Raw genomic sequence first — 24,885 nt, forward strand, 5'->3', positions numbered from 1 at the left:
TCCTTTGTGCTTGAGAGGCGCGAGCCACAATACGAATTACGGTCAGCCACGCGGTTTGACCCTGACTAGTCGGAATACCCAGATTCTTAGCTCACACTTGGTTGCTCACAGGCCTTCGACTTAATTGTCAAGCATGCCATGCCTAATTATGGTATGCTCAACTTTGCAGCAACCTGCAGCGTCGCCGCCGATCAGCCGACCTGTGCAGCCCTCTCCTGCGGGGCGCTGTGCACGACCCGGTGCCGCTAGACATACATCATTTTCTAAGGATTAGTTGGCACTACCCCAGGCGCTTGCTCCGTGGACCACAATCCATCGTTCGCGGGCAATAATCGGTTTTCCTTCTGCGGTAGGAGAATCGGTGCGCCGTCTAATAGACCGTTGACGTATATCCAGGGATGAATCATGAAAGAAAACCCCACCACGGCAACCGCTAGCGGTGACCCCAGCGCCACCGCAGTCCCCTCAACCAGCGCCCACGCAAAAGGCCGCGACCTGGTGCTTGATGTCCAAGATCTGCGATGTAGCCTGGGAAAAGTCAAGAAGCGAACGGAAATCCTGCGCGGTGTGACCCTCGCCATTCCGCGCGGGGGCATCCTCGCCGTCCTAGGCGCCAATGGTGCCGGCAAGACAACCTTGGTCAATGTCCTTTCCACGCTGCTGCCCGCCACGGGCGGAACCGCCATCATCGATGGCCACAACTTAGCCACGGATCCTTCCAAGGTGCGCGCTTCCATCGCGCTGACCGGGCAATACGCCGCAGTGGATGAGGAGCTTACCGGCAAGGAAAACCTCATCTTCTTTGGCCGCCTGGCAGGGCTTAAAGCTAGCGATGCGAAGGCCCGCGCCGCGGAGCTTCTTGAGCGCTTCGATCTGGTTGGCGCCGCCGACCGCCTGGTTTCGGCATACTCGGGCGGCATGCGCCGGCGGTTAGATATCGCCGCCTCCCTCACTGTCCCGCCCGCGCTGCTGTTCCTCGACGAGCCGACCACGGGCCTCGACCCCGCCGCGCGCAGCTCCGTGTGGGATACCGTCCGCGGGCTGGCGGCCGACGGCACCTCGATCCTGCTTACTACCCAATACCTGGAAGAAGCTGACCAGCTCGCAGACCGCGTCGCCGTGCTCGCCGGAGGCAAGGTGCTCGACGAAGGCACCCCCGCCGAGCTCAAGGACCGCTATGGCACCACGGTGTGCCTCATCACGATGTCTAGCCCGGACGATGCCGCACGCCTCACCCACACCTTGCAAGAACACCGCATCGACTGCCGCCAAGAGGACACCGTATTGCGCGTCGATGCGCCCGATGGCCACCGCACCCTAGTCCGGGCGCTGGCCTTGTGGGATGGCGACGACACCTCGATCGCGGACGTCTCCTTGGTTCCGCCCTCCTTGGACGATGTCTACTTCGCTATCGCCGGGTCCGGCGACATCGCGCAGCAGGCTCCCCACACCGGTGGAGGCTCCCAGTGAACGCGCTCGGAGCAGTCGCTGCCTCGTGGCACCGCAATGTCCTGCGCACCGTCCGCAACAAGGCCGTAATGGTTTCCGCCGTGGCAATACCCAGCCTGTTCATGGTCATCTTTTACGCCACCTTCGCCAAGGCTTCGACGGAACTCGGCATCGATTACGCCGCCTTCCTCCTGCCCGCCGGCGTTATTCAGGCGATTGTGTTCGCCGCCGGGGGCTCCTCCTTGGCGATTACGCGTGACGCCGAAAACGGCATCCACGACCGCATCCGCGCCACCGGGACGCCCGCCTGGGCCACGGTCGTCGGCCGGCTGCTGGCAGATCTCACCCGCGCCGCGTGGTCGTGCAGCATCGTCGTCCTCACCACGATCCTGCTCGGTGCCCGCTACGCTGCCGGACCGGGTCGTATTATCCTTACCATCGCCCTTTTCGCCGCCCTCACCATCATCCTCTCCGCGTTTATCGATGGCTCCTGCCTGTTGGCCCCCAAGCCCACCTCGGCGTCCTTGCTCTTCCAAAACCTCGTGCTGGTCATGGTGATGTTCTCCACCGCATTCGTGCCTGCGGATGCGCTGCCCGGCGGCATTGGCCCCATCATCCGGCACGTACCGCTATCTCCCATCTTGGACACCGCCCGCAACCTACTAGGTGGCGCTGCCCTGGGGGCGCGCGGAGTCGAAGCACTGTGCTGGCTCATCGCCATGACCGTCGTTGGCGTATGGGGCTTTATCACCGCTTTCCAGGGGAGGAAACATGACTAACCACACCACCGCCACCGTGTCGCACGACACCACCTGGCTGTCCACTGTCGCCACGCATTTTGGAAGGCACCTGCGCGCCGCCCGCCGCGATAGCGCGGTAATTACCAATACCGTGGCTGGTCCCGTTTTGATGTTCCTGGTCATGCGGTGGCTGTTTGGCGACCTCATGGCGGCCTCGCAAGGCTCTGCCACGCTCGACGCGTTACCGCTTACCATCGCGCTCATCCTTTCCAACGAACTGATGAATGGCACCTCCGCCGCCGCGCAGATAATTAAGGAACGCCAACGCGGTATCACCACCCGCATCGCGACCACGCGCTACGGCACCAGCCCGGAGATCTTCGGCCGCTGGTGTTTCGATTCCTTACGCAGCCTTATCTCCGGCTGCGCGGTGCTGCTGGCTTCCGTGGCTTCTGGCCTGCGTATTCACACGCTGGCCGGGTTTGGCTGGGTGCTGTTAGTCATCATCTTCGGCGCGGTGGTGGCCGCCTCGCTATCGGCCATGGTGGGCGCGATGTGCGCCACCCCGGAGGCCGCCATTGGCCCGGCCCCCATCATCATGGCGGCCACGGCACTTAACGGCGGCCTCGTGCCCGTGGAGCAATTCGCTGGTGTGGTTCAACCCATCGCCCGGTGGAATCCGCTTACCTTCGCCGCCCGCGCCGGCGCCGCCATCGACGGCACGCCAAGCGCCGAAATCCTTGCCACCGGCCAGCCCGGCACCGCAGTCTGGGCTTTCGTGGCCTGGATGGTAGCACTCACCGTAGTGCTGCTAGCCGCCGCAGCTGCGTTCCGCCGCCCCACCATGTCGTAAATAGCGCCGGTTAGCGCGACAGTGCTACTTGTCGCGCGGCGGCGTCCCCAGCGGCGCGGTAGCGCTACTTGCCGCGCAGGGCGCGCCGCCGCGATAAAGAGCTGCGAATCTTTACCCGCGGCCGCGCTAAGGCGGGTAGTGTCGCCGCCGGTTACCGGCAACCAGGCGGCCTCGCCCGGGGCTAGCTCCAGGTCGTTTACCGTGACCACACCAGAAGTAGCCAGGGCGATGGCCGGTCCGGGAAGCTGCGTGGAAACCGTGGTGCCGGCGGGCAAATCGTAGCGGGTCACCGCAAACTCCTGCACCGGCAGCGGGTACTCTACTACCGTCGCGGTGTTGGGCGCGGCATCGGCAACAGCGGCGCTCTCCGCGCCTGCACCATCGCCCAGGGAGGTGTTCCTATATAGTTTGTCAATTCCGTGGGTGAGTTTGTTGGGGGGGTGTGAAGGGTTTCTGCTTTTCCTTGTGGATGTTGTTTTCGGGCACGGTGAGGAGCCGATTGGGCTTGCTGTGCAATCGGCTTGAGGTGAGGGTCTGTTGGTTCTAGGCTGCTGCGGCCTCCTGGACTGTGGAGATGTCTCGGTAGAGCTCGCCGTTTCGCATCATGGCGAAGAGAACGTTGAGGCGCCGGCGTGCGAGTGCGACGACTGCGGCGTTGTGTCTTTTGCCTTCTTTGCGTTTTCGTTCATAGAATTGCCGGGAACGCTCGTGGAATCTGATCGATGCAAAAGACGATTGCCATAGGGCGTTCTTTAATTTTTTGTTGCCAGCCCGGTTAGGCGAATTCGACATGATAGACGTTCCTGACTGATTCGTCCGCGGTGATAGCCCTGCATAGGATGCTAGGTGCGCTGCATCGGGGAAGTCGGACATATCGCCAACAGTCATGAGGATCTGCGCTGCGCTACGCGGGCCGATACCAGGCATGGATAAAAGAATCTCGGTCTGCGGAATGTCCTGAATCAGCTTGAGTACCTGCGCTTCGATTTCTTTACGATGCTCGAGTTTGGTTAGTGCATCTGTGGCGGACATTGCTACGCCAAGTTCGGCGTATTCTGCGCCGGCAATGGATACGGTCTGTTCGTGGATGGCAGCAAGCATGGCATCGATGACAGGCTCAGGATTGCGTGCCCTGTGTTTGCGTGCAAAGGCTTTCAGGCGTGTTCTACCGATGCGTCGAATCTTGGTGGGGCCACCGTATTTTGCAAGTAGGTGGAGGATCCACTTTCGGTGAATCATCTGTCCGCGCAGGACATGTTCGAATGCAGGATAGGTTCCTACGAGCGCGGATCGCATCTGGTTAATCAGGCGTGTGTAGGCCCGGGCGAGGTCTTCGTCGATACCGTTGAGAACTTTCAGCTGGATAAAGACGTCCTCAACGCGGTCGACACTGCGCAAGGAATCTGGAAGGTTAAGACCGGCATGGGCGATAACGTAGGCGTCGCGTACATCGGTCTTGGAGTTGCCGACGTGGATGCGAGAAAGCTGTCGCATCGCAAGTCCTGGTAGATAGCGAACGTCGACGCCCATGTCTTGGGCGACTGCGACGGTTAACCGGCCGATGTTGTTGGGTTGATCGACAATGACAAGGACCGAGGCGTCGTCAGCGAGGAATTGGCCAAAGAGCTTGCGTAGCGAGCCTTCATGCTGGTTGATGCGTTTGGACAGGACTTGCCTGCCTTGGGGATCGAGGACGCAGGCGTGGTGGAAGTATTTGCCGACGTCCACGCCAATGACGAAGTCATAGGCCATGGGTGTATGCCTCCTAGCGATGAATTAGAAGTTGGATTATTTGAGCTTCATCGCTGGGTTGGTCGGACATACTTCACGCTGGCATCCACATTACTGTGAGACCTCATACCACCTGGGCTGGGTCAGGTTCCTATTAGCAGTCTGGAGTATGTCACTGTCTTCGGCGGCATCACCCGGACCTGACCCCCATGTGGTGGACACCTGATATCCAGCCCAGTCGAGCTGGGAAGAAAGGTAATCTACCACCATGTCCAGGTACTCCGAACAGTTCAAACGCGATGCCGTAGCCCTCTATGAGAACAACGAGGATCTCTCGCTGAACTCAGCATCAGCTGAGCTCGGTATCACCCGTGCCTCGCTACATTCTTGGGTCAAAAAGTACGGCACTGGCAAACGTGCCCGCACGAAGGCCGTGCACGATCAAGCCCAAGCGGCGAATGATTCTGCGCGAATCCGTCAGCTGGAAAAAGAAGTCTCTAAGCTGCGCGAAGAACGCGACATCCTGCGTAAGGCCGCGAAATATTTTGCCGAAGAGACTCACTGGTGATCCGCTTCCAGTTTGTCGATGACCACCGAACCGAGTACTCGGTTAAGCGGATGTGCGATGTGTTAAAGCTGAATCGTTCCTCGTTTTACAAGTGGGTGAGCACCCGTAAAAAACGCAGGTTAAAGATGTATTCTGATGCCGTTATTGGTGCAAGAATCAAGACCATCTTCGATGATGAGCACGGGCTTTATGATGCTAAACGCATCGCCGCAAGCCTCAAGGAGGACACGACGTATACCCCGATCAATCACAAGAAAGTTGCACGCATCATGAAATCCATGGGGTTAAAAGGCTTTAGCAAACGGCGTCGATGCATTACTACCAGGCGTAAGCCTGATCACCGTGTCATGCCAGATCTAGTAGGCCGCAAGTTCACAGCTGGCGAGCCAAATCGTGTGTATGTCGGTGACATTACTTACCTGCCGTGTAGGGGAGGCAAAAACATGTACCTTGCCACAGTCATTGACACGTATTCACGTAAACTTGCAGGTTATGCACTCGCAGACCACATGCGGGTCTCACTGGTCATCGATGCTCTAGCCCACGCACACGGCGTGCGCGGCAGTCTTGACGGGACTATTTTCCATTCCGATCACGGCAGCGTGTACACCTCACAAGCCTTTAGGAACTACTGCTCGTCGTTAGGTGTGCGCCAGTCCATGGGCGCGGTTGGAACGAGTGCCGATAATGCCCTGGCAGAATCCTTTAACGCCACCTTAAAACGTGAAGTGCTACGTGATCGGAAAGTCTTTGACAACCCAATTAGCTGTCGTCAAGAGGTCTTCCGGTGGTGCATGCGCTACAACACGCGCCGGCGGAACTCCTGGTGCAATCTCGTAGCTCCTGATGTCTTTGAAGCCGAGACTTCGGCTATACTGACCACAGCAGCATAGCTAGCCCCCGATGTGTCCACTTTCCGGGGGTCGGGCCCAGTCCCACCCTGGGTGCCTACAACGCCCAAGACTCACTAGGACTTACCCCACGTTTAGCCTCCGCACAAGGGTATGTCGACCAAGCAGCATTCTGGGTGGATATTCTCGGGCTCGTAGGCTCCGTTGCTCACAAGAAACCTCACGCCACCGATCCTGGTTGATGGTGCGACAGTACTTTCAAGCCGATAGGAGGCAGGATACGATGTCGGACAGAATCGTCCTGACCTCCAATACACCCTAAACAATCAAAGATATTTCGTAGAATGGGATCGCTTTCCCTCTGCTCGTAGATTAGGGCACGAATCACGAATAGCGATGAACGATCCACTTGGCAATATCACCCTCATTCAAGGCGGATAGATTTGACTTTTGAAATTGCATATAACCAACCCACGGCATTTTTTTGGCAAGGTGTAGATACCGCCATCGAAACGGTCAAAAGTGACTTTGATCCCTTTTTTCTCAACTTCGATGAAATTGAGAAGCCTACTGAGCCATTTTCAAACCTCGATCGAGTTTGGATTTTCCAGGAACGAAACGGCGTAACTGCAGTTAGCTATTCACTTAACGAGTCGGATCGTCTATTTCAACTCTTAATTCACACCTGGAAAGATCTCGAACGTCCACCACTGGGAATGGCAATTACGAAGACCGAAGCATCCCAACAATGGGTACTCATTACCTACTCGAACGAGTTAGATATGATGACACGCTCCTACCGGCAACAATGGCTTGGAAAAAAGACCGCTGAGGATTCCATGGCATCCGATTTTCCAATGAGGGCACAGGAAATGAACGAGCAGCGAATCCTAGATTACCTCGAAGAAAACGGACTTGACGTCACCATGGCTTCAGCTCCACCAAGCAATGCGAGATATTTCCTCGTCACGAACCGAGAGCCAACTCTAGAAGAATGGGAACAATACTATTCTCAAATGGGAAACTGAATCTCCCAACGCCATAACTCATACCTCTTCTACGCAAGTGGTACCTCCGCAACACAATCGCGAAATGAGATAGAACATAATGAGTACGGAACGAATTATCATCCACCTCCCCACCGCTCCAACTGAGCGGGAGGATATTTATAACCTCGTCATTTCCGCCGGTCGCGCAGACAAACACACTTCGGCGCATACACTTCAGCTCCATCAGCATCTCACCAATATATTGTCACCCCACAAGATCTCCGTGGAACTCACCGGTGCAGAATGCATCGCCATCAAAGACAACAACGAGCACATCCCCCAACTACTCCAGCTCATCAGCCCCGTCCTTTCCTACTTCACCACGCTGACCATCCTCGAGAACAATCAACTGGTATGGACCTTCGGTGACGAAAACTCACACTTCACCACCGAAACCTCACAGCTCTACGCCCCGTGGGCTAGTCTTCGCAGCATTCCTTCTTGGATCGACCACGTCACCGCCAATGCCCGTTCATTAGCAAGCCGCAATATCGGAACCGATCCGCGGGACTTCCTGATCATTAGCGACAACACCAAAGATCAGCACTATATCCAGTGCTACTTCAGCCCAGCCGACAACAACTACCGTGTAGAGATGCGCCTCGGCGATGCTCAGCACCATTTTTGGCGCATAAGGAACGACGCCCGGAGTCTCATCCGAGAACTGTCCACCTGGATGACTTCCACTGACCACTCCACCACAGGCTGGAGCAAACTTGATATCTCATAGCATGCATCCCACATAGTGCACATAGCGCCGAAAGATCTAAGTAGGCCACCACCACCGACGGGACAATTTGGGTTGATGGGATCGTCTGCCCATACAAAGGCAATTCAGAACTCAGCTGATCCCCTCCAACGGCAAACTAACAAACTAGCTGCAGCAATGAAGCCAGGTGAGCAGGGTAGAATAGCCATTTCCATGGGGCGCGGAAGGGACGCTGAGGGAGTACTACATACCCCGTAGTCAGATCGAGTGAGCCTACTCGTGTTGACGGTACCGCAAGATTGCGTCGAGTCCCACAGACTATTCTGGACAATGATCCAGAATTCGCAAACGTCAAGCTGGGTGTAACTCCATCTGTAGAAGGAGGCCCATCTAGCCCCACATCAGGTAAGTAAGAAAAATTGACAGCATTCTCCAACTACCACCAGAAATTTGACCCAATAATTGATAGAACTCTGGGTTTGAAGAACAAATCATCGATATTAGACGTATTGGCTAAAACATTCCTCGAGGTGTCAGCACCATTCCTTGAAAATATCCCCCCAAAACTCCTTGAAGGGCTACAGAATGCCGACTATTTTCAAATTAACGAACTAGCGGAGCATTGGCTTGAGATAACCGACGAAAAAACCTATCAAGCACTAATAAATCGAGACCCCCACGATTTAATTATCGATTACGGAAAAATATCTTCTCTCGCAGAGGCTGCCTGTTGTATAGATCCGTCTAATTTAGACGAAGAAAATTTGTTCTACTTCCTAGTGAGCCTAAGCTCAGTGGTTGTTGATCCGCAAGAGACCATGTCTAAACATATTCAATGAATCCCTGGGGTGCGTCGCGACGTTCCATGCGGAGTGCGCTGGGGCGTCGAACATAAGACGAAATACCTTCAAGCCATAGTTCAATCCTTCCCTAGCAGAGATAGGAAATAAACCCAGGACTCTTCACAGTGTGTAGGAGTCCTCAACTACCGAAAACCCTCGACAGCAAACGGTGATACATCGACACGTCCTCCGGGTTCGTCGATGGAACAATCCGCGACCTGCTCGTCGACTGAGCATCTACGCTTGGCAGAACCACCGTATCTTGCGGCAAATCGACCGCAGCTGCCCCCACCTTGACAACAGTCACCTTCCTGGACTGTGCCAGCTCCGTCAGGTGGTGACCCGGCTGGTACAGCCACCCATGCTGTTCATGGTGTCTATCAGCCACCAACAGCACATGATCCGCCATAGCTGTGCCCGCGGCAATGGTCTCCCCGGCACATGTATAAGGCAAGTTCACCACAACAATTGGCCACCTGTGCTGAGCACGACTAACCACAGTGTCTAGTACATCAGCAGCCATCTGCCCCTGAGTACCTTGCGAAGCCGTCAACAGCGGAACTGCCCCGGAACTATCCGCAAAGTTCTCCATCTTCTTGCGGGTCAGATCCAGCGGTTCCGTCGCCGCCAGCCCAAGAACGTCCCCCGCTGCCCACGCCCCCAACGGTCCTCGCATTGGCTGAGCTTGCACATCTGCGTCCAGAACTACCATCGGTAGTTCAGAAACCTCTTCGGCAATCATGGAAACCAAAGCGGTCACAGGCGAAGTCAGCATACGGTTGTCAATGGAAGCCACCGCAATAACCATCGGCCTAGATGTGTCAACTAAAGAAGACCTCCGCGCCTGTGCAACCCGCGAAGCCCACACTGCCCTGCCGAAAACGCTACGCCCCGAGACCAGCGAGCCCGAACCTCCACTTCGTGCAGCGTTAGCTACCTTTGGGGAATTCATCTAGCGATTCTCTTCCATTCTGCCTAGAGCAAATCAAACACATCTGTGGGGGACACACAGCACAAATTGCACAACACACATTAGTATAGGACGGGTTATACGTAGAGAAGTTGTCGGTAACAAAGAGTGAAGTACACGAGGAGTGCGTAGTGTCAACCAACCAGCCATCCCACGAAGGACTGCCCTCTTGGCTCCAGTTCACTGGTGATGGTGCGCCAGCACAACCAGCCGCCCCACCACAACAACCTTCTCAGCCCCAAGAGCCGCCCGCTGCAGAGTCTCCTACTTCCTCCCCTTCTTCCAATGAAGGTCAGCAGCAAGTCCCTGCGGCGCCTCAGCAAGCTCACGAATCCAGGCCTCAGGAAGGTCACCAAACCAACCAGGTGACTACTGATTCCCCTGAGTATCCTCAGCCTCCCCAAGGAACAGCGCCGCAGGGCACTGCCCCGCAAGGCTCTCCTGCTTCATCTGAAGCTCCTCAGCAGGCCCAGCCACAGCAAACTCAGGCCCAGCCTCAGCAGGCCCAGCCTCAGCAAACCCAGGCCCAGCAGACTCAGGCACAGCCGCAGCAGGCCTCGTTAAATCACGGTAAGCACCATGTACCGTCCGAATATGACCTAAAGCCACCGCCGGCACTGGATCAGACAAACCTGGTCAATGCCGTCAAGAAGGCACCGCGCAGTGGATGGCGCAAAATGCTTTACAATGTCACCGGTGGACACTGGAACGTCGGTGACTCCCAGCAAGATCTTGAACACGATCAGCTCCTGGAGAAAATCCGCCGACCGCTGCGCGGCGACTACCGCATTGCCGTGATGTCGCTCAAGGGTGGCGTGGGCAAAACCACCACCACCGTGGCATTGGGTGGCGTTTTCTCTTCCATCCGACACGACCGCGTCATCGCCATAGATGCCAACCCGGACCTCGGCACCCTGGCACAGCGTGTGGCTGCACCCGGTCCGGCGACGATCCGCGACCTCCTCAACGCAGAAGACACATCAAAGTACGCCTCCATACGCCAGTTCACTACCCAGGCCAAGTCTCGCTTGGAAGTTATCGGCTCGGAGCGCGATCCCGCCGTGTCCGAATCCTTCAGTGATGAGGACTACCGCCACGCGGTCGACATTCTGCAGCACCACTACAACGTGATGCTCACCGACTGCGGAACAGGGCTGATGCACTCTGCAATGTCCGGCGTGTTGGAGCTGGCCAATTCCTTGGTGCTCGTCACCTCTCCTGCCCTTGATGGCGCTCAATCAGCCTCCGCCACTTTGGACTGGCTCAACCTGCACGGCTACGAACAACTCGCAGCAAACTCTGTGGTGGTCGTCTCTGCGGCCCACCCTGAAAATGCGACGATCGATATGGATCAGCTGATTGCACACTTCCGTAGCCGCACCCGCGCAGTGCACGTCATTCCATTCGACCGCCACCTCTCTGAGGGCGCAACGGTTGATCTTGACCGCATCAGCAAGGAAACAAAGCAGGCCTACATGGAACTAGCAGCAATCGTTGCGGAGGACTTTGATTCGTGGCACCGTCACGCAGCTTCGTAGGCCGAGGGGTGGCCGCGCTGGGCGTCGGGTTCCTTGCTTTTACAACCCTTTCCAGCTGCGCCGATCGCCTAGAACCACCTGTGCCGGAACAACACGCCCAAGTGGATACCATGAAGCAGTGGGCTACCGAGCGCGCGAAGCCCTACCACATTCCCGAGCGCGCGCTGCAGGCATACGCATACGCTGCCTACAACGTGGAACAGGAACAAGGCTGCGCCGTCGGCTGGCAAACGCTAGCTGCTTTGGGTGATGTGCTGACCCAACATGGGCAAATAAACTCCACCACCATCGACGAAGACGGCGTGACCTCCAAACCTATACGCGCCGTTGCGCCTGCCGCCGGCGGCAAGAAATCCGTGCCCGATACAGACGGAGGAGACATCGACGGCGATTCCACTAAGGACATCCCGGTAGGACCAATGCAACTCATGCCTTCGCGCTGGGAACAATATGGCACTGCCGCTGAACCTGGCAACGCACCAAATCCGGACAACATCGACGACGCCGCCCTGACCACCGCGAAAATCACTTGTAGCGCGGGAGACCTCACAAGCCCAGAAGGATGGACCACAGCAGTCTCGGAATTCAACCCCAGCCCAGTGTTCTTGAAAGCTGTGCACAAAAAGGCCAAGGAGTATTCACGCTAATGAGGAAAACTCACACTGCAAGCGCACTGCTCTTGATTTCGCTTACAGGCACGCTAGCTGCATGCGAATCGCCGGGTCATGCTAAAGAGCAGACCGTGAATGACGAAGTTCCACCACTGGGCAAAGTACCTGAGCTGCCTGAAGAGGTGACGGCACCGAGCACCAAGTCTGAAACTCCTAAGCCAGCTCCCCCGCCGGCTCCAGCCCCGGAGCCAGAGACGGTAACAGAAACTGCCCCGCCTCCTTCTAAGCCTCCTGCGAAACCGGCACCCAAGCCTCCCAAGGCTCCAGCACCCAGGCCGCCCGCGAATGATTCACCAGAGATCCGTATCCAACTTCCACCAGAGCTGAGGCCATACCTTTAAGGCAGACGCCAAGCTGAAAGGAGCCCCCCATGTCTATCCAACAGCACGACGTAGAACAGAGCGCCCCTGCGGCTTCTCCCTCGTCGTCTACCGCCACGCCAGCAAAGAAGGACCATCGCGCTGCCGTGCAGGCGCACAAGCTGCGCATGGATATCGCGGGCAAAGCTATCCGGCATGGTGAAATTCAGCCGAGTGTGACACCGCGAACCGTCAAAATCCTGATGGGCTCGACAATTATCGCAGCCATCATGCTTGTGGTTACGATCGGCGCCGCCACTGTCATACAGATGCTTTAGCCAAAAGCGCACCTACGAAAAACAAAAAGGCACCCACCGAAGTGGATGCCTTTAAGCGTTCCTAGCGCGCGGACCTAGCTGGTTAAGCAGCGGTCCCTGCGAGCGGGGTCGAGTGGTTTACTCGCCGCCGGCCAGCTTCTCGCGCAGAGCAGCCAGCTGCTCGTCGGAAGCCAGGGTGCCGGCGTCCTGAGCCGGTGCCTCAGAGGAAGCCGGTGCGGACTCCGTCTGAGTCTCGGAGGAGTAGCCACCCTCGCCGTTTGCAGCGGCCTCGGCAGCTGCGGCGCGGTTGCGCTCGATCTGAGCGGTGTGCAGGCGGTGGCGGCGCTCGGACTCTGCGTAGCGAGCCTCCCATGCCTGACGCTGCTCGTCGTAGCCCTCGAGCCACTCGTTGGTCTCCGGGTCGAAGCCCTCCGGGAAGATGTAGTTGCCCTGCTCGTCGTAGGAGTCAGCCATGCCGTACTTGGACGGGTCGAACTCCTCGGTGTAGTCCTCATCAGCCTGCTTCAGGGACAGGGAGATGCGGCGACGCTCCAGGTCGATGTCGATGACCTTGACCATTGCGTCCTGGCCAACGCCTACAACCTGATCCGGAACCTCGACGTGGCGCTCGGCCAGCTCGGAGATGTGAACCAGGCCCTCGATGCCCTCCTCGACGCGGACGAATGCGCCGAACGGAACCAGCTTGGTGACCTTGCCCGGCACGATCTGGCCGATAGCGTGGGTGCGTGCGAATACGCGCCACGGGTCCTCCTGGGTTGCCTTCAGGGACAGGGACACGCGCTCGCGATCCAGATCCACATCCAGAACCTCGACGGTGACCTCGTCGCCGACTGCGACAACCTCGGACGGGTGGTCAATGTGCTTCCAGGACAGCTGGGAGACGTGAACCAGGCCGTCGACACCGCCGAGATCGACGAAGGCGCCGAAGTTGACGATGGAGGAGACAACACCCTTGCGGACCTGACCCTTCTGCAGCTGGTGCAGGAACTCGGAGCGAACCTCGGACTGGGTCTGCTCGAGCCATGCGCGGCGGGACAGCACAACGTTGTTGCGGTGCTTGTCCAGCTCGATGATCTTGGCCTCGATCTCCTGGCCGATGTAGGGCTGCAGGTCGCGAACACGACGCATCTCCACCAGGGAGGCGGGCAGGAAGCCGCGCAGGCCGATGTCCAGGATCAGGCCGCCCTTGACGACCTCGATGACGGTACCGGTGACCGGCTCCTCGTTCTTCTTGAGCTCCTCGATCGTGCCCCAAGCGCGCTCGTACTGTGCACGCTTCTTGGACAGGATCAGGCGGCCTTCCTTGTCTTCCTTGGTGAGAACCAGAGCGTCGATCTCGTCGCCGACCTCAACAACCTCACCCGGGTCAACGTCGTGCTTGATCGACAGCTCGCGGGAAGGGATGACACCCTCCGTCTTGTATCCGATGTCCAGCAGAACCTCGTCGTGATCGACCTTGACGACGGTGCCCTCGACAATGTCACCATCGTTGAAGTACTTGATGGTGGAGTCGACGGCAGCGAGGAAATCCTCAGCAGAGCCAATGTCGTTAATGGCTACCTGAGGGACGTTGTTGGTGGGCATATGTTGAATGTCTTTCGAAACGAATAGAAATAGAAGATGGACAGTTGCTCTAGTTCTGCAAACCCTTCTTTTTGACGCCCCCACCAGCCCAAATTACCTGGCGGGAACCCTAGGACGCCCACGCTGGGGCGTCACAAAGTCTAAAAAAGAGGGCGCACAACGGGCATAACGCTACACGACCACAATGAACAGCGCAAACATCGTCTTAAGGCCGCGCGTTGAGGCAGCCATGTCCGGAGCGTGCAGTACGATAGTGCGCGATGAAGATACTGCACATACTAGTAAATATGATCCGCGGCGGCTTGATCGGAATGGCCGAACTCGTTCCTGGCGTCTCCGGCGGAACAATTGCTCTGGTCACAGGCGTATACGAGCGTGTATTGCACCAGGCAAACCTATTCCTTGATGCTACGAAGAAGCTGCCGAAGGACCGCAAGGCCGCATTTGCTCAATACAAGGCTCTGGATTGGATGCTCTTGCTGCCGATGTTGGTGGGTATGGGCGCCGTTGTCCTCTCCCTGGCCGGAGTGATGGAAAGCTTCGTGACAGACAAGCCCGTCCATGCGCGGGCGCTGTTCTTCGGTATGGTGCTGATCTCTCTGACCGTCCCGATTGGCATGACCGATAAGGAGGATGTGCGGCGACGCCTGCCAATGGCGATCCTCGGAATGGTTGTGGCGGCAGTGGCGACCTTCTTCCTGACAGGCCTAACCAGCGCGCCGCAGTCCGACCCGAACCTTTTGTGGGTGTTCGTGGCCGCGGCGATCGCAGTGTGCGCGTTGGTACTACCAGGCGTTTCGGGTTCTTTCTTCCTGCTGGCAGTGGGGTTGTACTCCGCGACTATGGCTGCCGTGGACGATAGAAACCTGCTGTACCTGGGCGTGTTCTTCCTCGGTGCGCTGACAGGCATCACGTGCTTTGTGCGTCTGCTGGAGTACCTACTGCACACTCACCGCACCATCACCCTGTTTGTGATGACGGGGCTAATGATTGGTTCCCTACGTGCACTCTGGCCGTGGCAGGATGGCGACGCCAACCTGCAGGCACCCGGCGAGAACCTGGGCGCAGCCCTCGGGCTGTTCGTTCTCGGCGCAGCCATCGTGGGGGCGATGCTGGTAGCCGAGAAGACTGCGAGTTCCAAGGCCGCGGCCACACCGGCCAAATAAGGGGGCGCGGCTAGTGCGCAGCTAGATCCCAGTTATCGCCTGTGCCGGCAGAGACATCCAAAGGCACGCGCAGCTGGGCGGCTGCATCCATTTCCCGCTCCACGAGCTCGGTCATCTGCTCCAGCTCGCCAGGGGCAACTTCCACAACGAGTTCGTCGTGGACCTGCAGCAGCACGCGAGAATCCAGCCGCTGGCGGGTGATCTCCCGATCCACGCGCAACATGGCCAGCTTGATAATGTCCGCGGCCGTGCCTTGGATCGGCGCATTGAGGGCGGCGCGCTCGGCATTCTCACGAGCCACCCGGTTCGATGAGTTGAGCTCCGGCAGGTAGCGGCGGCGACCGTAGAGAGTCTCCGTATAGCCGGTCTGCTTGGCGACCTCCACCACGTGATCCAAGTAGCGCTTTACACCGCCGAAGCGCTCGAAGTAGTTATCCATGATCCTCTTCGCCTCCCCCGCGCTGATCTTCAGCTGCTGGGATAGACCGAAAGCGGATAGACCGTAGACCAGGCCGTAACTCAGCGCCTTCACGCGGCGGCGCAGCTCCGGGGTGACCTCATCGACAGGCACGTCGAACACGCGCGAGCCGACATAATTGTGCAGATCCTCGCCGCTGGCGTATGCCTCGATCAGCCCCGCATCTTCGGATAGGTGCGCCATGACGCGCATTTCGATCTGGGAATAGTCGGCGGTCAGCAATGTTTCGTAGCCCTCCCCGACTTGGAATGCTGCACGGATCTTACGGCCTGCGTCTGTGCGCACGGGGATGTTCTGCAGGTTCGGGTCCGAGGAAGACAGGCGACCCGTCGCCGCGCCCTTCTGGTTGAAGGTGGTGTGGATACGCCCGTCGTCGCCCACGGCCTCGATAAGACCATCGATAGTGGACTTCATCTTTTGGTATTCGCGGTGAGCCATCAAGTGCCCCAGGAATGGGTGGTTCGACTGTGCCGCAAGCTTTTCCAGTTCCGCGGCGGCCGTGGAATACCCGGTCTTGGTTTTCTTCGTCTTCGGCAGGTCGAAGGTCTCGAAGAGGACCTTCTGCAGCTGCTTCGGGGAGGAAAGGTTCAACTCCGGCTCCCCCGCCAGTTCGCGGGCTGCGGCAACCTCCTCGTTGAGGCGTGTGCCGTAGTCATCGGAGAGTTCTTGTAGCGCCGCGTCATCCACGGCAATGCCCGCGTGTTCCATGGCCGCGAGGATCAGGGCCAGGGGGACTTCCAGGTCGAAGTACAGCTCGGCCTGGCCGGCAGCCTCGATCTCTGGGGTGAGAGCCTTCACCAGTTCGGCGACAGCCTGGGCGCGCTCGGGGCCGGTGGCGCCCTCCGACAGTTCGTGACCCACGTGTCGCTGCACCACGTCTGCAAGACCGAGAGTGCGCACGTCGGGGCGCAGCAGGTACGCCGCCAAGGAAGTGTCATGCTCCACTCCATCAAGCTTTAAGCCTTGATTTTGGAGTGTATGGAAGGCTTGCTTGGAATCGTGCAGCCACTTTGTGGCCTCCGGATTGGCCAGCCACTCCGCCAGAGCCTTCTCGTCTTTCGGGTCAACGTCCGCCAAATCCAGGACGATGGCAGCGTTGTCGCGGTCCAGGAGGGTCAGCTGCTCGCCGTCAACATCGACCACCGTGCCGCGGGTTCGCTTCTTCAACCATGCGCCCAGCTTCCCCGGCTTCGGCTTTTCCACCGTGACGGACACAGCTGCGCTATCGGCGAACTCCACGCCCATGATCTTGAATGCCCTATTGCGCAGGCCAGTGCCAAACTGCAGCTCCTCGAACATGCCGAGCGCTTCATTGGGATCGATGTCTCGGGGGCTAAGGGCGTCCAAACCATCGACGAGCTTTAGATCCCGCACCATTTCCGTAATATCGCGCGCCAGCACCACATTGTCGATGTTCTCCCGCAGGCTAGTGCCGACCTTGCCGCCGATGTCGTCCATGTTGTCGATCACGCCCTGCAGGCTGCCGTACTTCGCGATCCACTTTTGCGCCGTCTTCGGGCCGACTCCAGGCACGCCGGGCATGTTGTCGGAGGTATCGCCGCGCAGCGCCGCGAGATCTGGGTACTGGGTGGGGGTCACGCCATACTTTTCCTCCACAGCCTGCGGAGTAAAGCGGTGCAGATTAGAGACGCCCTTCAGTGTGTACAGCACCGTCACATCCTCGGTAACCAGCTGCAAAGAGTCACGGTCGCCAGTACAGATCAGTACCTCCATGCCTTCCTTGGCGCCCTCGGTAGCCAAGGTGGCAATGATGTCGTCGGCCTCGTAGGACTCTTTATCGAGGGTTGTGACGCCTAGCGCTTCGAGCGTACGACGGATGAGCCCGATCTGACCTTTGAACTCCTCTGGCGTGCTCGGGCGCTGCGCCTTGTATTCCGGGAAGGATTCCTCGCGGAATGTCGGCCCAGATAGGTCGAATGCAGCGGCGACGTGGGTAGGCTGCTCCTTTTCCATGAGCGTGAGGAACATGCCGAGGAAGCCATACACCGCGTTAGTGTGCTGGCCACCGACGGTGGAAAAGTTGGCCGCCGGCAGCGCGTAGAAGGCGCGGAAAGCCAGCGAGTGGCCATCGAGGAGTAAGAGTTTAGCCATGTGCTCAACTCTAACGGAGTGCGGTTTTGGTTGGCTTAAAGGCTGTAGCGTATTATGCTCCGGTAAGCACTTATCGCCCCAGTAGCCCAATTGGCAGAGGCAACGGATTCAAAACCCGTCCAGTGTGAGTTCGAGTCTCACCTGGGGCACTATATAGATACCCGCCACTTAGGAAAAGCCTAGGTAGCGGGTATTTTCACGTAGAAGCGTCTACCATTGGGCGCGACGGACAACATACGTTCTTTTACCGCTATTTACCCCTTTTTACCGTAAAAGCGCCGGGTTTCCGCCGGGCAAATACCATGACACGGCGGGGGTAGGTGTTTGCAAAACCGCAGCGCACACCGTGAAAATAGTTCCGTCGTTTTCCGTACACAAAGAAAGGCAACAGACCCCCATGAAGCAGGCCACTACAGGCAACTTCGCCGACGAAATGAACCGCGCCGTTTTCGACGCCATGCCCCCCGACGTTCCCTATATGGTGCAGGTCTTCGACCGTGGCCTAATGGCGGTAGGCAGCAACAGCGCTATGACTGTTACATGGGGAGAGGCAGGCGCAACGGACCTGGCCGTGGCGGTGTTTCGTACCGCGAAAACGGGTGTGGAGTTTTCCGTTAGTTTCGACCCGGCAGGGGACGAAAAAGACAGTGTTGTCCGTATGTGTTTTGACGCGTTCAGGCGACTGTAATCGCTGTTCAGTGCGTAAATATTGCGGTGTTGCGTGTTGTCCTGTAGGGTGGATAGTACACCCGGTGGAGTAAGGCGGGGTTAGGATAGTGGAAAAACCGCTACCTAAAGGGCACACATGTTCCGAAAACGCCGTCGCAAAACCACCGGGAACTCCCCCCGACCTATCTACACATTGGAGGCCACCCCAACCGCCCCAACCGAGTTCGACAACATCACCCGACAGCACCCCCTCAACGTTGTAACCAAAACGCACCTGCCGCCCTCAATCCAACTGCAAATCCTCATGGCGGCGGTTGAACAGCTAACCCGAAACCCTAATGGGTTCCCCCACCCCGGACTGGCAGACCTGGCACGTGAAACGCGGGAACTCATCGAACTACACGTGTTCACACAAAAGGACGACTCATGGAAATAAACGCCACCCCCCTACCCGCGACAAACAGCCGCGCGGAATGGCTGGACCAGCGAAAACAGGGCATAGGTTCTTCCGACGCCTCAACGATCCTAGGGCTAAACCCCTACAACAGCCCCTACGCCCTGTGGCTGGAAAAAACAGGCCAAACCCCACTAGACCCCACGCCAGACCCTATCGCCGCAGAGCGCATGGAATGGGGCAACTTGATGGAGCCGCTAATCCTCGAACAAACCGCCCGACGGCTAGGGGTATCCCTCACCAAGCCAGAAGTCGCCTACCACCACCCCGGGCGCCCCTGGCAGCGTGCGAACCTGGACGGGTTCGACGCGGAAAACTACCGCGTGTTTGAGGCCAAAAACACGTCCCTACGCAACGCCGACCAGTGGCAGGATCAAATCCCCGACCACGCGGAAATCCAAGCAACGCACGCGGCCACCGTCATTGGAGCTAAAAGTTTCATTGTCGCCGGGCTTATCGACGGCAACACGTTGAAAGTCTACGAGTTCGACGTGAACCCCAACGTTGCGGAAATCCTAGTAGAGCAGGAAACAAAGTTCTGGCACCACGTCACCACCAACACCGCCCCCGATATTGACGGAGCCGCCGCAACCACTACCGCCCTCACTAAAGAACTGGGGCGCCGCAAAGACTTTGAGGAAGTACCAGCCGACGAAGCGGAAAAATGGCTCACCGCGTACTGGGAGGCGAAAAACAGGGCGAAAGAAGCCACCACCGCCGAAGCAACCGCGAAAAACCACCTCGCCCGCCTCATGGGCGACGCGGCCGGCATACAAACCGGCGATAAAATATGGGCAACCGCCCGCCGTGGCACGTTGAAAATGAAAGACCTGGAAGCGGGACACCCCGAACTAGTGGAAAAGTACACCGTACCCACCCCAAAGTTCGATACCAAGGCGTTCAAGGAAGAACACCCCGACCTGTACACCAAATTCCAGAGCGTCAGCGTACTACCCAAGCCGCTATCCGCATAACCCACTGTCTACCCACCATAAGGAGTGCCAACAATGGCTAAGAACCTAGAGCAGCGCCTCACCAAGAACCCCGCGACCAACACCGCCCCCAGCCTTACGCAGTCGATTCAGCGCATGGAGGAGCAATTCGCCCTCGCCATGCCGAAAGGCGCGGAAGCCGCACAGCTAGTCCGCGACGCGCTTACATGTGTACGGCAGACCCCAAACCTCGCGCAATGCGACCACGCGACCGTGCTAGGCGGACTAATGACGTGCGCACAGTTGGGCTTGCGCCCCGGCGTATTGGGACAGGCGTGGCTAATCCCATTCAAAAACAACCGCGCCGGCCGATATGAAGCGCAGCTAGTCCTGGGCTACCAGGGGCTAGTGGAGCTTGCACACCGGAGCGGGAAAATTAAGTCGCTTATCGCCCGAACCGTGTACGAAAACGACCATTTCGACGTGGACTATGGCCTGGAAGACAAGCTAGTACATAAGCCGTGCCTCACAGGCGAAAAGGGCAAACCAATCGCCTACTACGCAGTGGCGCGCCTCACCACGGGTGGGCACGCTTTCTTTGTCATGTCTCACGACGAAATGATGGCGTACAAGCGGCAGAACGCGAAAAGCCCGAACCGCGGCCCGTGGGCGGATCACTTCGAGCAGATGGCGCACAAGGGACTCGCCGTCGATACTCCGATCCCCACCCCGGCGGGGTGGACGAGTATGGGAGACGTCCGCGTCGGTGACACTGTTTTCGACATGCACGGGAAACGAACAATTGTTACCGCAAAGTCCGAAGTAAAGCACATTGACTGTTACCGTGTCACATTCCAAAATGGCGCCTCCATCACCTGTGACGGGGAGCACCGCTGGCTAGCCGGTGTTGGCCCAAACGCGGCACGTGACGTTCGGGAGAAAGGCTGGGGGGTCTACGAAATCGGGGAGCTTTATACGGCACATGCCGCCGGAGAGGCAGTCACTATGCCGGTCACTGGCGCCCTAGACACGGAACCCGCAGACCTCCCCGTCGATCCGTGGGCATTGGGGTATTGGCTTGGCAACGGAGCAGCACGAGCGGGGTGTGTTACCTGTTCGGCGGAAGATGCCGATGCCGTTGTAGAAGCGTTTGAGTCCCGCGGTATTACCGTCGGTGCACGGCGCAAGGATAAGCGCAGCAACGCGGAGGACATCGGGCTAATTGACGGGTTTGTGACCCGCCTACGAGAAGCCGGGGTCTATCAGAACAAGCACATACCAGCGGCGTACTTCCGCGCCTCTACAGAGCAGCGCCGCGAGTTGTTGGCCGGACTCATGGACTCGGACGGCTCAATCGACAAGAGCCGCGGCAGGGCGGTTTTCGTCAGCATTGACAAAGCCCTATCGGACGGGGTGGCCGAGCTAGCGCGAAGCCTGGGGGAAATTGTTTCTCAACGGGTGCAGAAGAACCACGGCTTCGGGAAAGAAGTAATGACTCATGTTGTCCAGTGGACTCCGAACTTCCCCCCGGTGACCCTCCCCCGCAAGGTGGAGCGTTTACAGTCCCGCAAAATCGCGCCGTACCGTGCCGTGCGGTCGATCGAAAAGGTGGACACCGTGCCCACACAGTGCATCTCGGTAGATTCTGAAACCCACACCTACGTGGCCGGGGTGGAAATGGTGCCAACCCACAACACGACCGTTAGGCAGTTGGCTAAGTGGTTGCCGAAATCTACGGACATGGCGACCGCTATCGAAAACGACGGGGCGACCCGTATTGACCTAGCGCCGGCCGCGTTGTCGTATCCACGGCATGAGGACACCGGAGGGGACGATGGCGCCGTAGACGGTGAAGTTATCGACGCGGGCGACGGTGCCCAGGTTGTCGAGCCGGACGGGGTAAACACCCCGGTGGAAAACTAAGCAGGAAGGAAAACACTAATGTCACAGGGTGATACACCAATCACAGTGGTTGGGAATATCGTTGCCGACCCGGAGCTACGCTACACAGGTAACGGAACGGCGGTAGCTAGTTTTAGGGTAGCGTCCACCCCCCGGAAGTATGACAGCCAAGCAGGGGGGTTCGTGGACGGCGAACCGCTGTTCTTGACGTGCAGCGTGTGGCGCGCACAGGCCGAAAACGTGGCAAACAGCCTCACCAAGGGCACGCGGGTTATCGTCACCGGACGGCTACGGCAGCGATCCTATGAGGATAAGGAGGGCAACCGCCGTAGCGTTTTCGAGCTGGACGTGGACGATGTTGGACCGTCGTTGAAGTTCGCCACCGCTGGAATTGAGTCCGCGCGGCGTGGGGACGGGAACCCCGCGCACTTCAATAACGCGGGTGGCCAACCAGGCCAGAACCAGCAACCGGGCGGGCAGCCGCAATGGAACGAAAGCGTAGCCGAGGGTAACGAGGAGCCACCGTTTTAATGACCAGAACACCGGAAGAGTTGAAAGCACGCGCGGCGGAAGCCCACACCCGCTACAGGAACGCGCAGGCGGCGCTGAATACCGCCCGCGACGACCTAGACCGCGCACTCATGGAGGCCATGCGTAGCGCAGTAACAGGCCGGGAACTTTCCACCGTGACGGGGCTACACCCCGCGACAATCAGCGCACTAGCGCGACGCGGCCGTGAACGTGTCGCGCGTCGTTTAGGATAGTAGACATGGATCAGGCAGAACAGAAGTGGCCTAGGAACCTAAGTAACAGCGAAATGGCCGGGGTTGTCGAGTACATGGCGCGCGACGCTGCAACCACGCTAGAGTACAACGTTTTGCTGGAAGTGGCAGAGCGACTAAAGGAGTTGAACTAAAGTGACCGTGAAGTTCGTAAGCATGGAAGACGTGCTAAAGCATGTCGAGGATATGGTAGACAGCGTTTCGGGGGGCTATGCGGCGAGGTACGACCTTACGCGCGTCGCACAGAACCTCACCACGACCGTTGCCGGTGGGTATGAGGTTGCAGACCGTGAGAAAGACGTTGCCGACGCTATGGAGCGTAACCGTCTACGCGCGCTGGCGGGTGTGCTTAACGTTGAAGACGGCGAGGGTGAAGTAGAAGTCACTGGGTGGAATGGCGAGTTTATCGAGGAAGTGCCGTTTAACGTGGGCGTGGACGGCGTGAAGGCATCTGTTACCCGTGCGCTGGGGTTGGCTGGTTATCAGGTGGCCGGTGGTAGCGGCGACGATCTGGAATTGCGGCCTATTTTGTAGCCTTTTTGTTGGGTGTCTACCCGTATTGTGTAGCGTCATCTGTGCAGGTGGCGCTATTTTTATTGCGTTAGTGTTGCATACATGCCCCACTTGTGGCATACTGTTGTTAGTCCACAAAGAGACCAACCCCGAAAGGAACCCCGAAGTGTCTACCATCTACACCACCATTAGCGACTACATCGACCAAGAAGTAGCCCCCGCGCTAGGCGAATGGAAAGACGACTACGACATGGAAGCAATCGCCCAGGACATGCTCGAATGGCACTCGGAGCCGCACCCGCTAGGGGGGATCAACGGTGACACGTTCGGCCTGGTTGTCCGCGAAGACGTGGACTTTTGGGACGTAGCCGAGCGCCACGAAACCGCCAACTAGAGAACAGAGAACGCCATGCCAACCAGCAACGAACTACGCGAAACCGCATTCAAAGCTAACGGCGACGTAATCCGACACATCAACGCCCTATTGCCAGACCACACGCCGCACGTTCTCGCAACCAGCGACACTAACGACCTAAACACCTACCGCACAACCTCCGAATGGCTGTACACCAACGACGACGTAGCCGCGCGGCAGAACTACAGGGTAGAAGTACACAGCTTCACCCGACAAGGCACAACTGCACCACAATTCCACACCGTACAGGTCAGCCCCCTAAACCTACGGGAATACGCCGCCTCCGCAACCATTCCCACCACCGCCCAGGCCGGCGTGACCCGCGACCTACTGGCCGGACTGTTTGACCTAGTAACCACCGCCGCCTCCGCATTCCCCACCGACAACGACCAATAGGAACCCCCACAATGACCACCGCAACCCGTAAATGGGAACTAGAAACCCTACGCCTCAAAGCACTAGCCGCCGTGGATAACGTGTGTATCGCCTGGCTTAGGCATGAGTCGGCACCCCCACACCGCATGGGCGAAACCTGGAAGGCACTACTCGACGCGCGGCGGGAACTATCCAACTTTGACCCCGATATGGGGTGGAAAATGGATCAAGCGATCAACCACCACGAATACGGCGGCCCGCTAGGCTACCGCGCGCGCTGCTACAACGCGCCGGACACTATCGGGGAATCCTGGCTATCCAGGGAATAGTTCGCGGGGTGTAGTATGGTTCTATGCCCGACAATTACACCCCGGCGGAGAAAGAATGCATTAACGCAAACAGGCGCGTCAGGCAAAGCGAAACACGCCTAGACAAAGACCGACGCATCTTCCGCGACGCCCTCACGCGCGCCCTAAACGACGGGACAACACAATACCGCCTAGCGAAACTCACTGGAAGGACGCAAAGCACTATTAAGAAAATCACACGGGGGGGAGAATGATACCCCTAGAGTTCGCCGCCAAACGACACGCACTAGGAATAGGGCAGGGCGAAGCCGCGAAACAATTAGGGGTGAACCGGCGCACCATCACACGATGGGAAACCGACGGAACCCCATCCACCGCCGCGGTTGCCTGGATCACCAACAAATATAACGACATGCTGGACTACATCGACCACGTGACCGCTAACGGCGGGGAAACCACACTAGACGACCCCTCGCTACGTGACCTCACGGACAACGAGAAAACGGCATACATAGCCGCCGCCGCGATAGCGTGCTACGGGGCTAAAATCACGCTCCGCTTCCCCTAGAAACGACGAAAAGCGCCAC

At 58.2% G+C, this 24,885-nt stretch carries 26 protein-coding genes and 1 tRNA gene; 23 read left to right on the forward strand and 4 right to left on the reverse strand.

Annotation, left to right across the window (positions count from 1 at the left end):
- Positions 1-405 precede the first annotated feature (405 nt).
- From ACKFRT_RS04110 to ACKFRT_RS04120, 3 genes are read left to right on the forward strand one after another with little or no spacing between them, the layout of a single operon-like run.
- Positions 406-1,470 (forward strand): ATP-binding cassette domain-containing protein, encoded by a 1,065-nt coding sequence (locus tag ACKFRT_RS04110; RefSeq protein ID WP_408925838.1) that lies wholly within the window; start codon positions 406-408, stop codon positions 1,468-1,470.
- A complete protein-coding gene (locus ACKFRT_RS04115; protein ID WP_014303357.1) occupies positions 1,467-2,228 on the forward strand; it encodes an ABC transporter permease in 762 nt (253 codons plus the stop codon). The genes ACKFRT_RS04110 and ACKFRT_RS04115 overlap by 4 nt, the downstream gene beginning before the upstream one ends.
- Entirely contained in the window at positions 2,221-3,042 is an 822-nt protein-coding gene (locus ACKFRT_RS04120) for an ABC transporter permease (protein ID WP_408925839.1), read from the forward strand. Before ACKFRT_RS04115 ends, ACKFRT_RS04120 begins: the two co-directional genes overlap by 8 nt.
- Positions 3,043-3,585: 543 nt before the next feature.
- Here ACKFRT_RS04120 and ACKFRT_RS04125 read toward each other — a convergent pair.
- Positions 3,586-4,794 (reverse strand): IS110 family transposase, encoded by a 1,209-nt coding sequence (locus tag ACKFRT_RS04125; RefSeq protein WP_034991515.1) that lies wholly within the window; start codon positions 4,792-4,794, stop codon positions 3,586-3,588.
- Positions 4,795-5,041: 247 nt separating this feature from the next.
- Between ACKFRT_RS04125 and ACKFRT_RS04130 the strand changes: the two genes are divergently transcribed.
- From ACKFRT_RS04130 to ACKFRT_RS04145, 4 genes are all read left to right on the forward strand, one after another.
- A protein-coding gene (locus tag ACKFRT_RS04130) for an IS3 family transposase (RefSeq protein WP_408925840.1) occupies positions 5,042-6,234 on the forward strand; the annotation gives its coding sequence in 2 pieces (ribosomal slippage) (positions 5,042-5,321 and positions 5,321-6,234; 1,194 coding nt in all).
- A 401-nt stretch (positions 6,235-6,635) separates the two neighbouring features.
- A complete protein-coding gene (locus ACKFRT_RS04135) occupies positions 6,636-7,220 on the forward strand; it encodes a hypothetical protein (RefSeq protein ID WP_408925841.1) in 585 nt (194 codons plus the stop codon).
- Positions 7,221-7,299: 79 nt separating this feature from the next.
- A complete protein-coding gene (locus ACKFRT_RS04140; RefSeq protein WP_034992207.1) occupies positions 7,300-7,971 on the forward strand; it encodes a hypothetical protein in 672 nt (223 codons plus the stop codon).
- Positions 7,972-8,369: 398 nt separating this feature from the next.
- Complete coding sequence (locus ACKFRT_RS04145; protein WP_408925842.1) at positions 8,370-8,789, forward strand: hypothetical protein; 420 nt, start codon at positions 8,370-8,372, stop codon at positions 8,787-8,789.
- 142 nt (positions 8,790-8,931) lie between these two features.
- Here the strand turns inward: ACKFRT_RS04145 and ACKFRT_RS04150 are convergent, their stop codons facing one another.
- On the reverse strand, positions 8,932-9,588 hold the full coding sequence (locus tag ACKFRT_RS04150; RefSeq protein ID WP_141747012.1) for a hypothetical protein: 657 nt from the start codon (positions 9,586-9,588) through the stop codon (positions 8,932-8,934).
- A gap of 851 nt (positions 9,589-10,439) precedes the next feature.
- Here ACKFRT_RS04150 and ACKFRT_RS04155 point away from each other — a divergent pair.
- The 3 genes from ACKFRT_RS04155 (at position 10,440) to ACKFRT_RS04165 (ending at position 12,608) form a co-directional block, all read left to right on the forward strand.
- Positions 10,440-11,300 (forward strand): MinD/ParA family protein, encoded by an 861-nt coding sequence (locus ACKFRT_RS04155; protein WP_034972151.1) that lies wholly within the window; start codon positions 10,440-10,442, stop codon positions 11,298-11,300.
- A 110-nt stretch (positions 11,301-11,410) separates the two neighbouring features.
- Entirely contained in the window at positions 11,411-11,947 is a 537-nt protein-coding gene (locus ACKFRT_RS04160) for a hypothetical protein (RefSeq protein ID WP_408926058.1), read from the forward strand.
- Positions 11,948-12,341: 394 nt separating this feature from the next.
- A complete protein-coding gene (locus ACKFRT_RS04165; protein ID WP_408925843.1) occupies positions 12,342-12,608 on the forward strand; it encodes a hypothetical protein in 267 nt (88 codons plus the stop codon).
- A 117-nt stretch (positions 12,609-12,725) separates the two neighbouring features.
- Here ACKFRT_RS04165 and rpsA read toward each other — a convergent pair whose 3' ends face one another.
- Positions 12,726-14,192 (reverse strand): 30S ribosomal protein S1, encoded by a 1,467-nt coding sequence (gene rpsA / locus ACKFRT_RS04170; protein WP_034969922.1) that lies wholly within the window; start codon positions 14,190-14,192, stop codon positions 12,726-12,728.
- 287 nt (positions 14,193-14,479) lie between these two features.
- Between rpsA and ACKFRT_RS04175 the strand changes: the two genes are divergently transcribed.
- The gene (locus ACKFRT_RS04175) at positions 14,480-15,358 is read left to right on the forward strand and encodes a DUF368 domain-containing protein (protein WP_296213356.1); all 879 of its coding nucleotides are present in this window, start codon (positions 14,480-14,482) and stop codon (positions 15,356-15,358) included.
- A 10-nt stretch (positions 15,359-15,368) separates the two neighbouring features.
- Here ACKFRT_RS04175 and polA read toward each other — a convergent pair whose 3' ends face one another.
- Positions 15,369-17,948 (reverse strand): DNA polymerase I, encoded by a 2,580-nt coding sequence (gene polA, locus ACKFRT_RS04180; protein WP_408925844.1) that lies wholly within the window; start codon positions 17,946-17,948, stop codon positions 15,369-15,371.
- 75 nt (positions 17,949-18,023) lie between these two features.
- On the opposite strand from polA, the gene ACKFRT_RS04185 reads away from it, so the two are divergent.
- From ACKFRT_RS04185 to ACKFRT_RS04240, 12 genes are all read left to right on the forward strand, one after another.
- A tRNA-Leu gene (locus ACKFRT_RS04185) sits at positions 18,024-18,097 on the forward strand.
- A gap of 248 nt (positions 18,098-18,345) precedes the next feature.
- Entirely contained in the window at positions 18,346-18,636 is a 291-nt protein-coding gene (locus ACKFRT_RS04190) for a hypothetical protein (protein WP_408925845.1), read from the forward strand.
- A 407-nt stretch (positions 18,637-19,043) separates the two neighbouring features.
- Positions 19,044-20,045 carry a YqaJ viral recombinase family protein gene (locus ACKFRT_RS04195; RefSeq protein ID WP_408925846.1) on the forward strand — a complete coding sequence of 334 codons (1,002 nt, stop codon included), beginning with the start codon at positions 19,044-19,046 and terminating at the stop codon, positions 20,043-20,045.
- 33 nt (positions 20,046-20,078) lie between these two features.
- Complete coding sequence (locus ACKFRT_RS04200) at positions 20,079-21,926, forward strand: recombinase RecT (protein WP_408925847.1); 1,848 nt, start codon at positions 20,079-20,081, stop codon at positions 21,924-21,926.
- 18 nt (positions 21,927-21,944) lie between these two features.
- The gene (locus ACKFRT_RS04205) at positions 21,945-22,436 is read left to right on the forward strand and encodes a single-stranded DNA-binding protein (protein ID WP_408925848.1); all 492 of its coding nucleotides are present in this window, start codon (positions 21,945-21,947) and stop codon (positions 22,434-22,436) included.
- Positions 22,436-22,669: a hypothetical protein gene (locus tag ACKFRT_RS04210; RefSeq protein ID WP_408925849.1), complete on the forward strand. Its 234-nt coding sequence runs from the start codon at positions 22,436-22,438 to the stop codon at positions 22,667-22,669. Before ACKFRT_RS04205 ends, ACKFRT_RS04210 begins: the two co-directional genes overlap by 1 nt.
- Before the next feature lie 5 nt (positions 22,670-22,674).
- Positions 22,675-22,821, forward strand: coding sequence for a hypothetical protein (locus ACKFRT_RS04215; RefSeq protein WP_408925850.1), 147 nt, complete (start codon positions 22,675-22,677; stop codon positions 22,819-22,821).
- 1 nt (position 22,822) lies between these two features.
- Positions 22,823-23,221, forward strand: coding sequence for a hypothetical protein (locus tag ACKFRT_RS04220; protein ID WP_408925851.1), 399 nt, complete (start codon positions 22,823-22,825; stop codon positions 23,219-23,221).
- A gap of 145 nt (positions 23,222-23,366) precedes the next feature.
- Positions 23,367-23,594: a hypothetical protein gene (locus ACKFRT_RS04225; RefSeq protein ID WP_408925852.1), complete on the forward strand. Its 228-nt coding sequence runs from the start codon at positions 23,367-23,369 to the stop codon at positions 23,592-23,594.
- A 15-nt stretch (positions 23,595-23,609) separates the two neighbouring features.
- Positions 23,610-24,011, forward strand: coding sequence for a hypothetical protein (locus tag ACKFRT_RS04230; protein ID WP_408925853.1), 402 nt, complete (start codon positions 23,610-23,612; stop codon positions 24,009-24,011).
- An 11-nt stretch (positions 24,012-24,022) separates the two neighbouring features.
- On the forward strand, positions 24,023-24,319 hold the full coding sequence (locus ACKFRT_RS04235; protein WP_408925854.1) for a hypothetical protein: 297 nt from the start codon (positions 24,023-24,025) through the stop codon (positions 24,317-24,319).
- Positions 24,320-24,623: 304 nt separating this feature from the next.
- On the forward strand, positions 24,624-24,866 hold the full coding sequence (locus ACKFRT_RS04240; protein ID WP_408925855.1) for a hypothetical protein: 243 nt from the start codon (positions 24,624-24,626) through the stop codon (positions 24,864-24,866).
- The last annotated feature ends 19 nt before the right edge of the window (positions 24,867-24,885 follow it).

It is taken from the genome of Corynebacterium jamesii, assembly GCF_046097395.1.
GTDB lineage: Bacteria > Actinomycetota > Actinomycetes > Mycobacteriales > Mycobacteriaceae > Corynebacterium.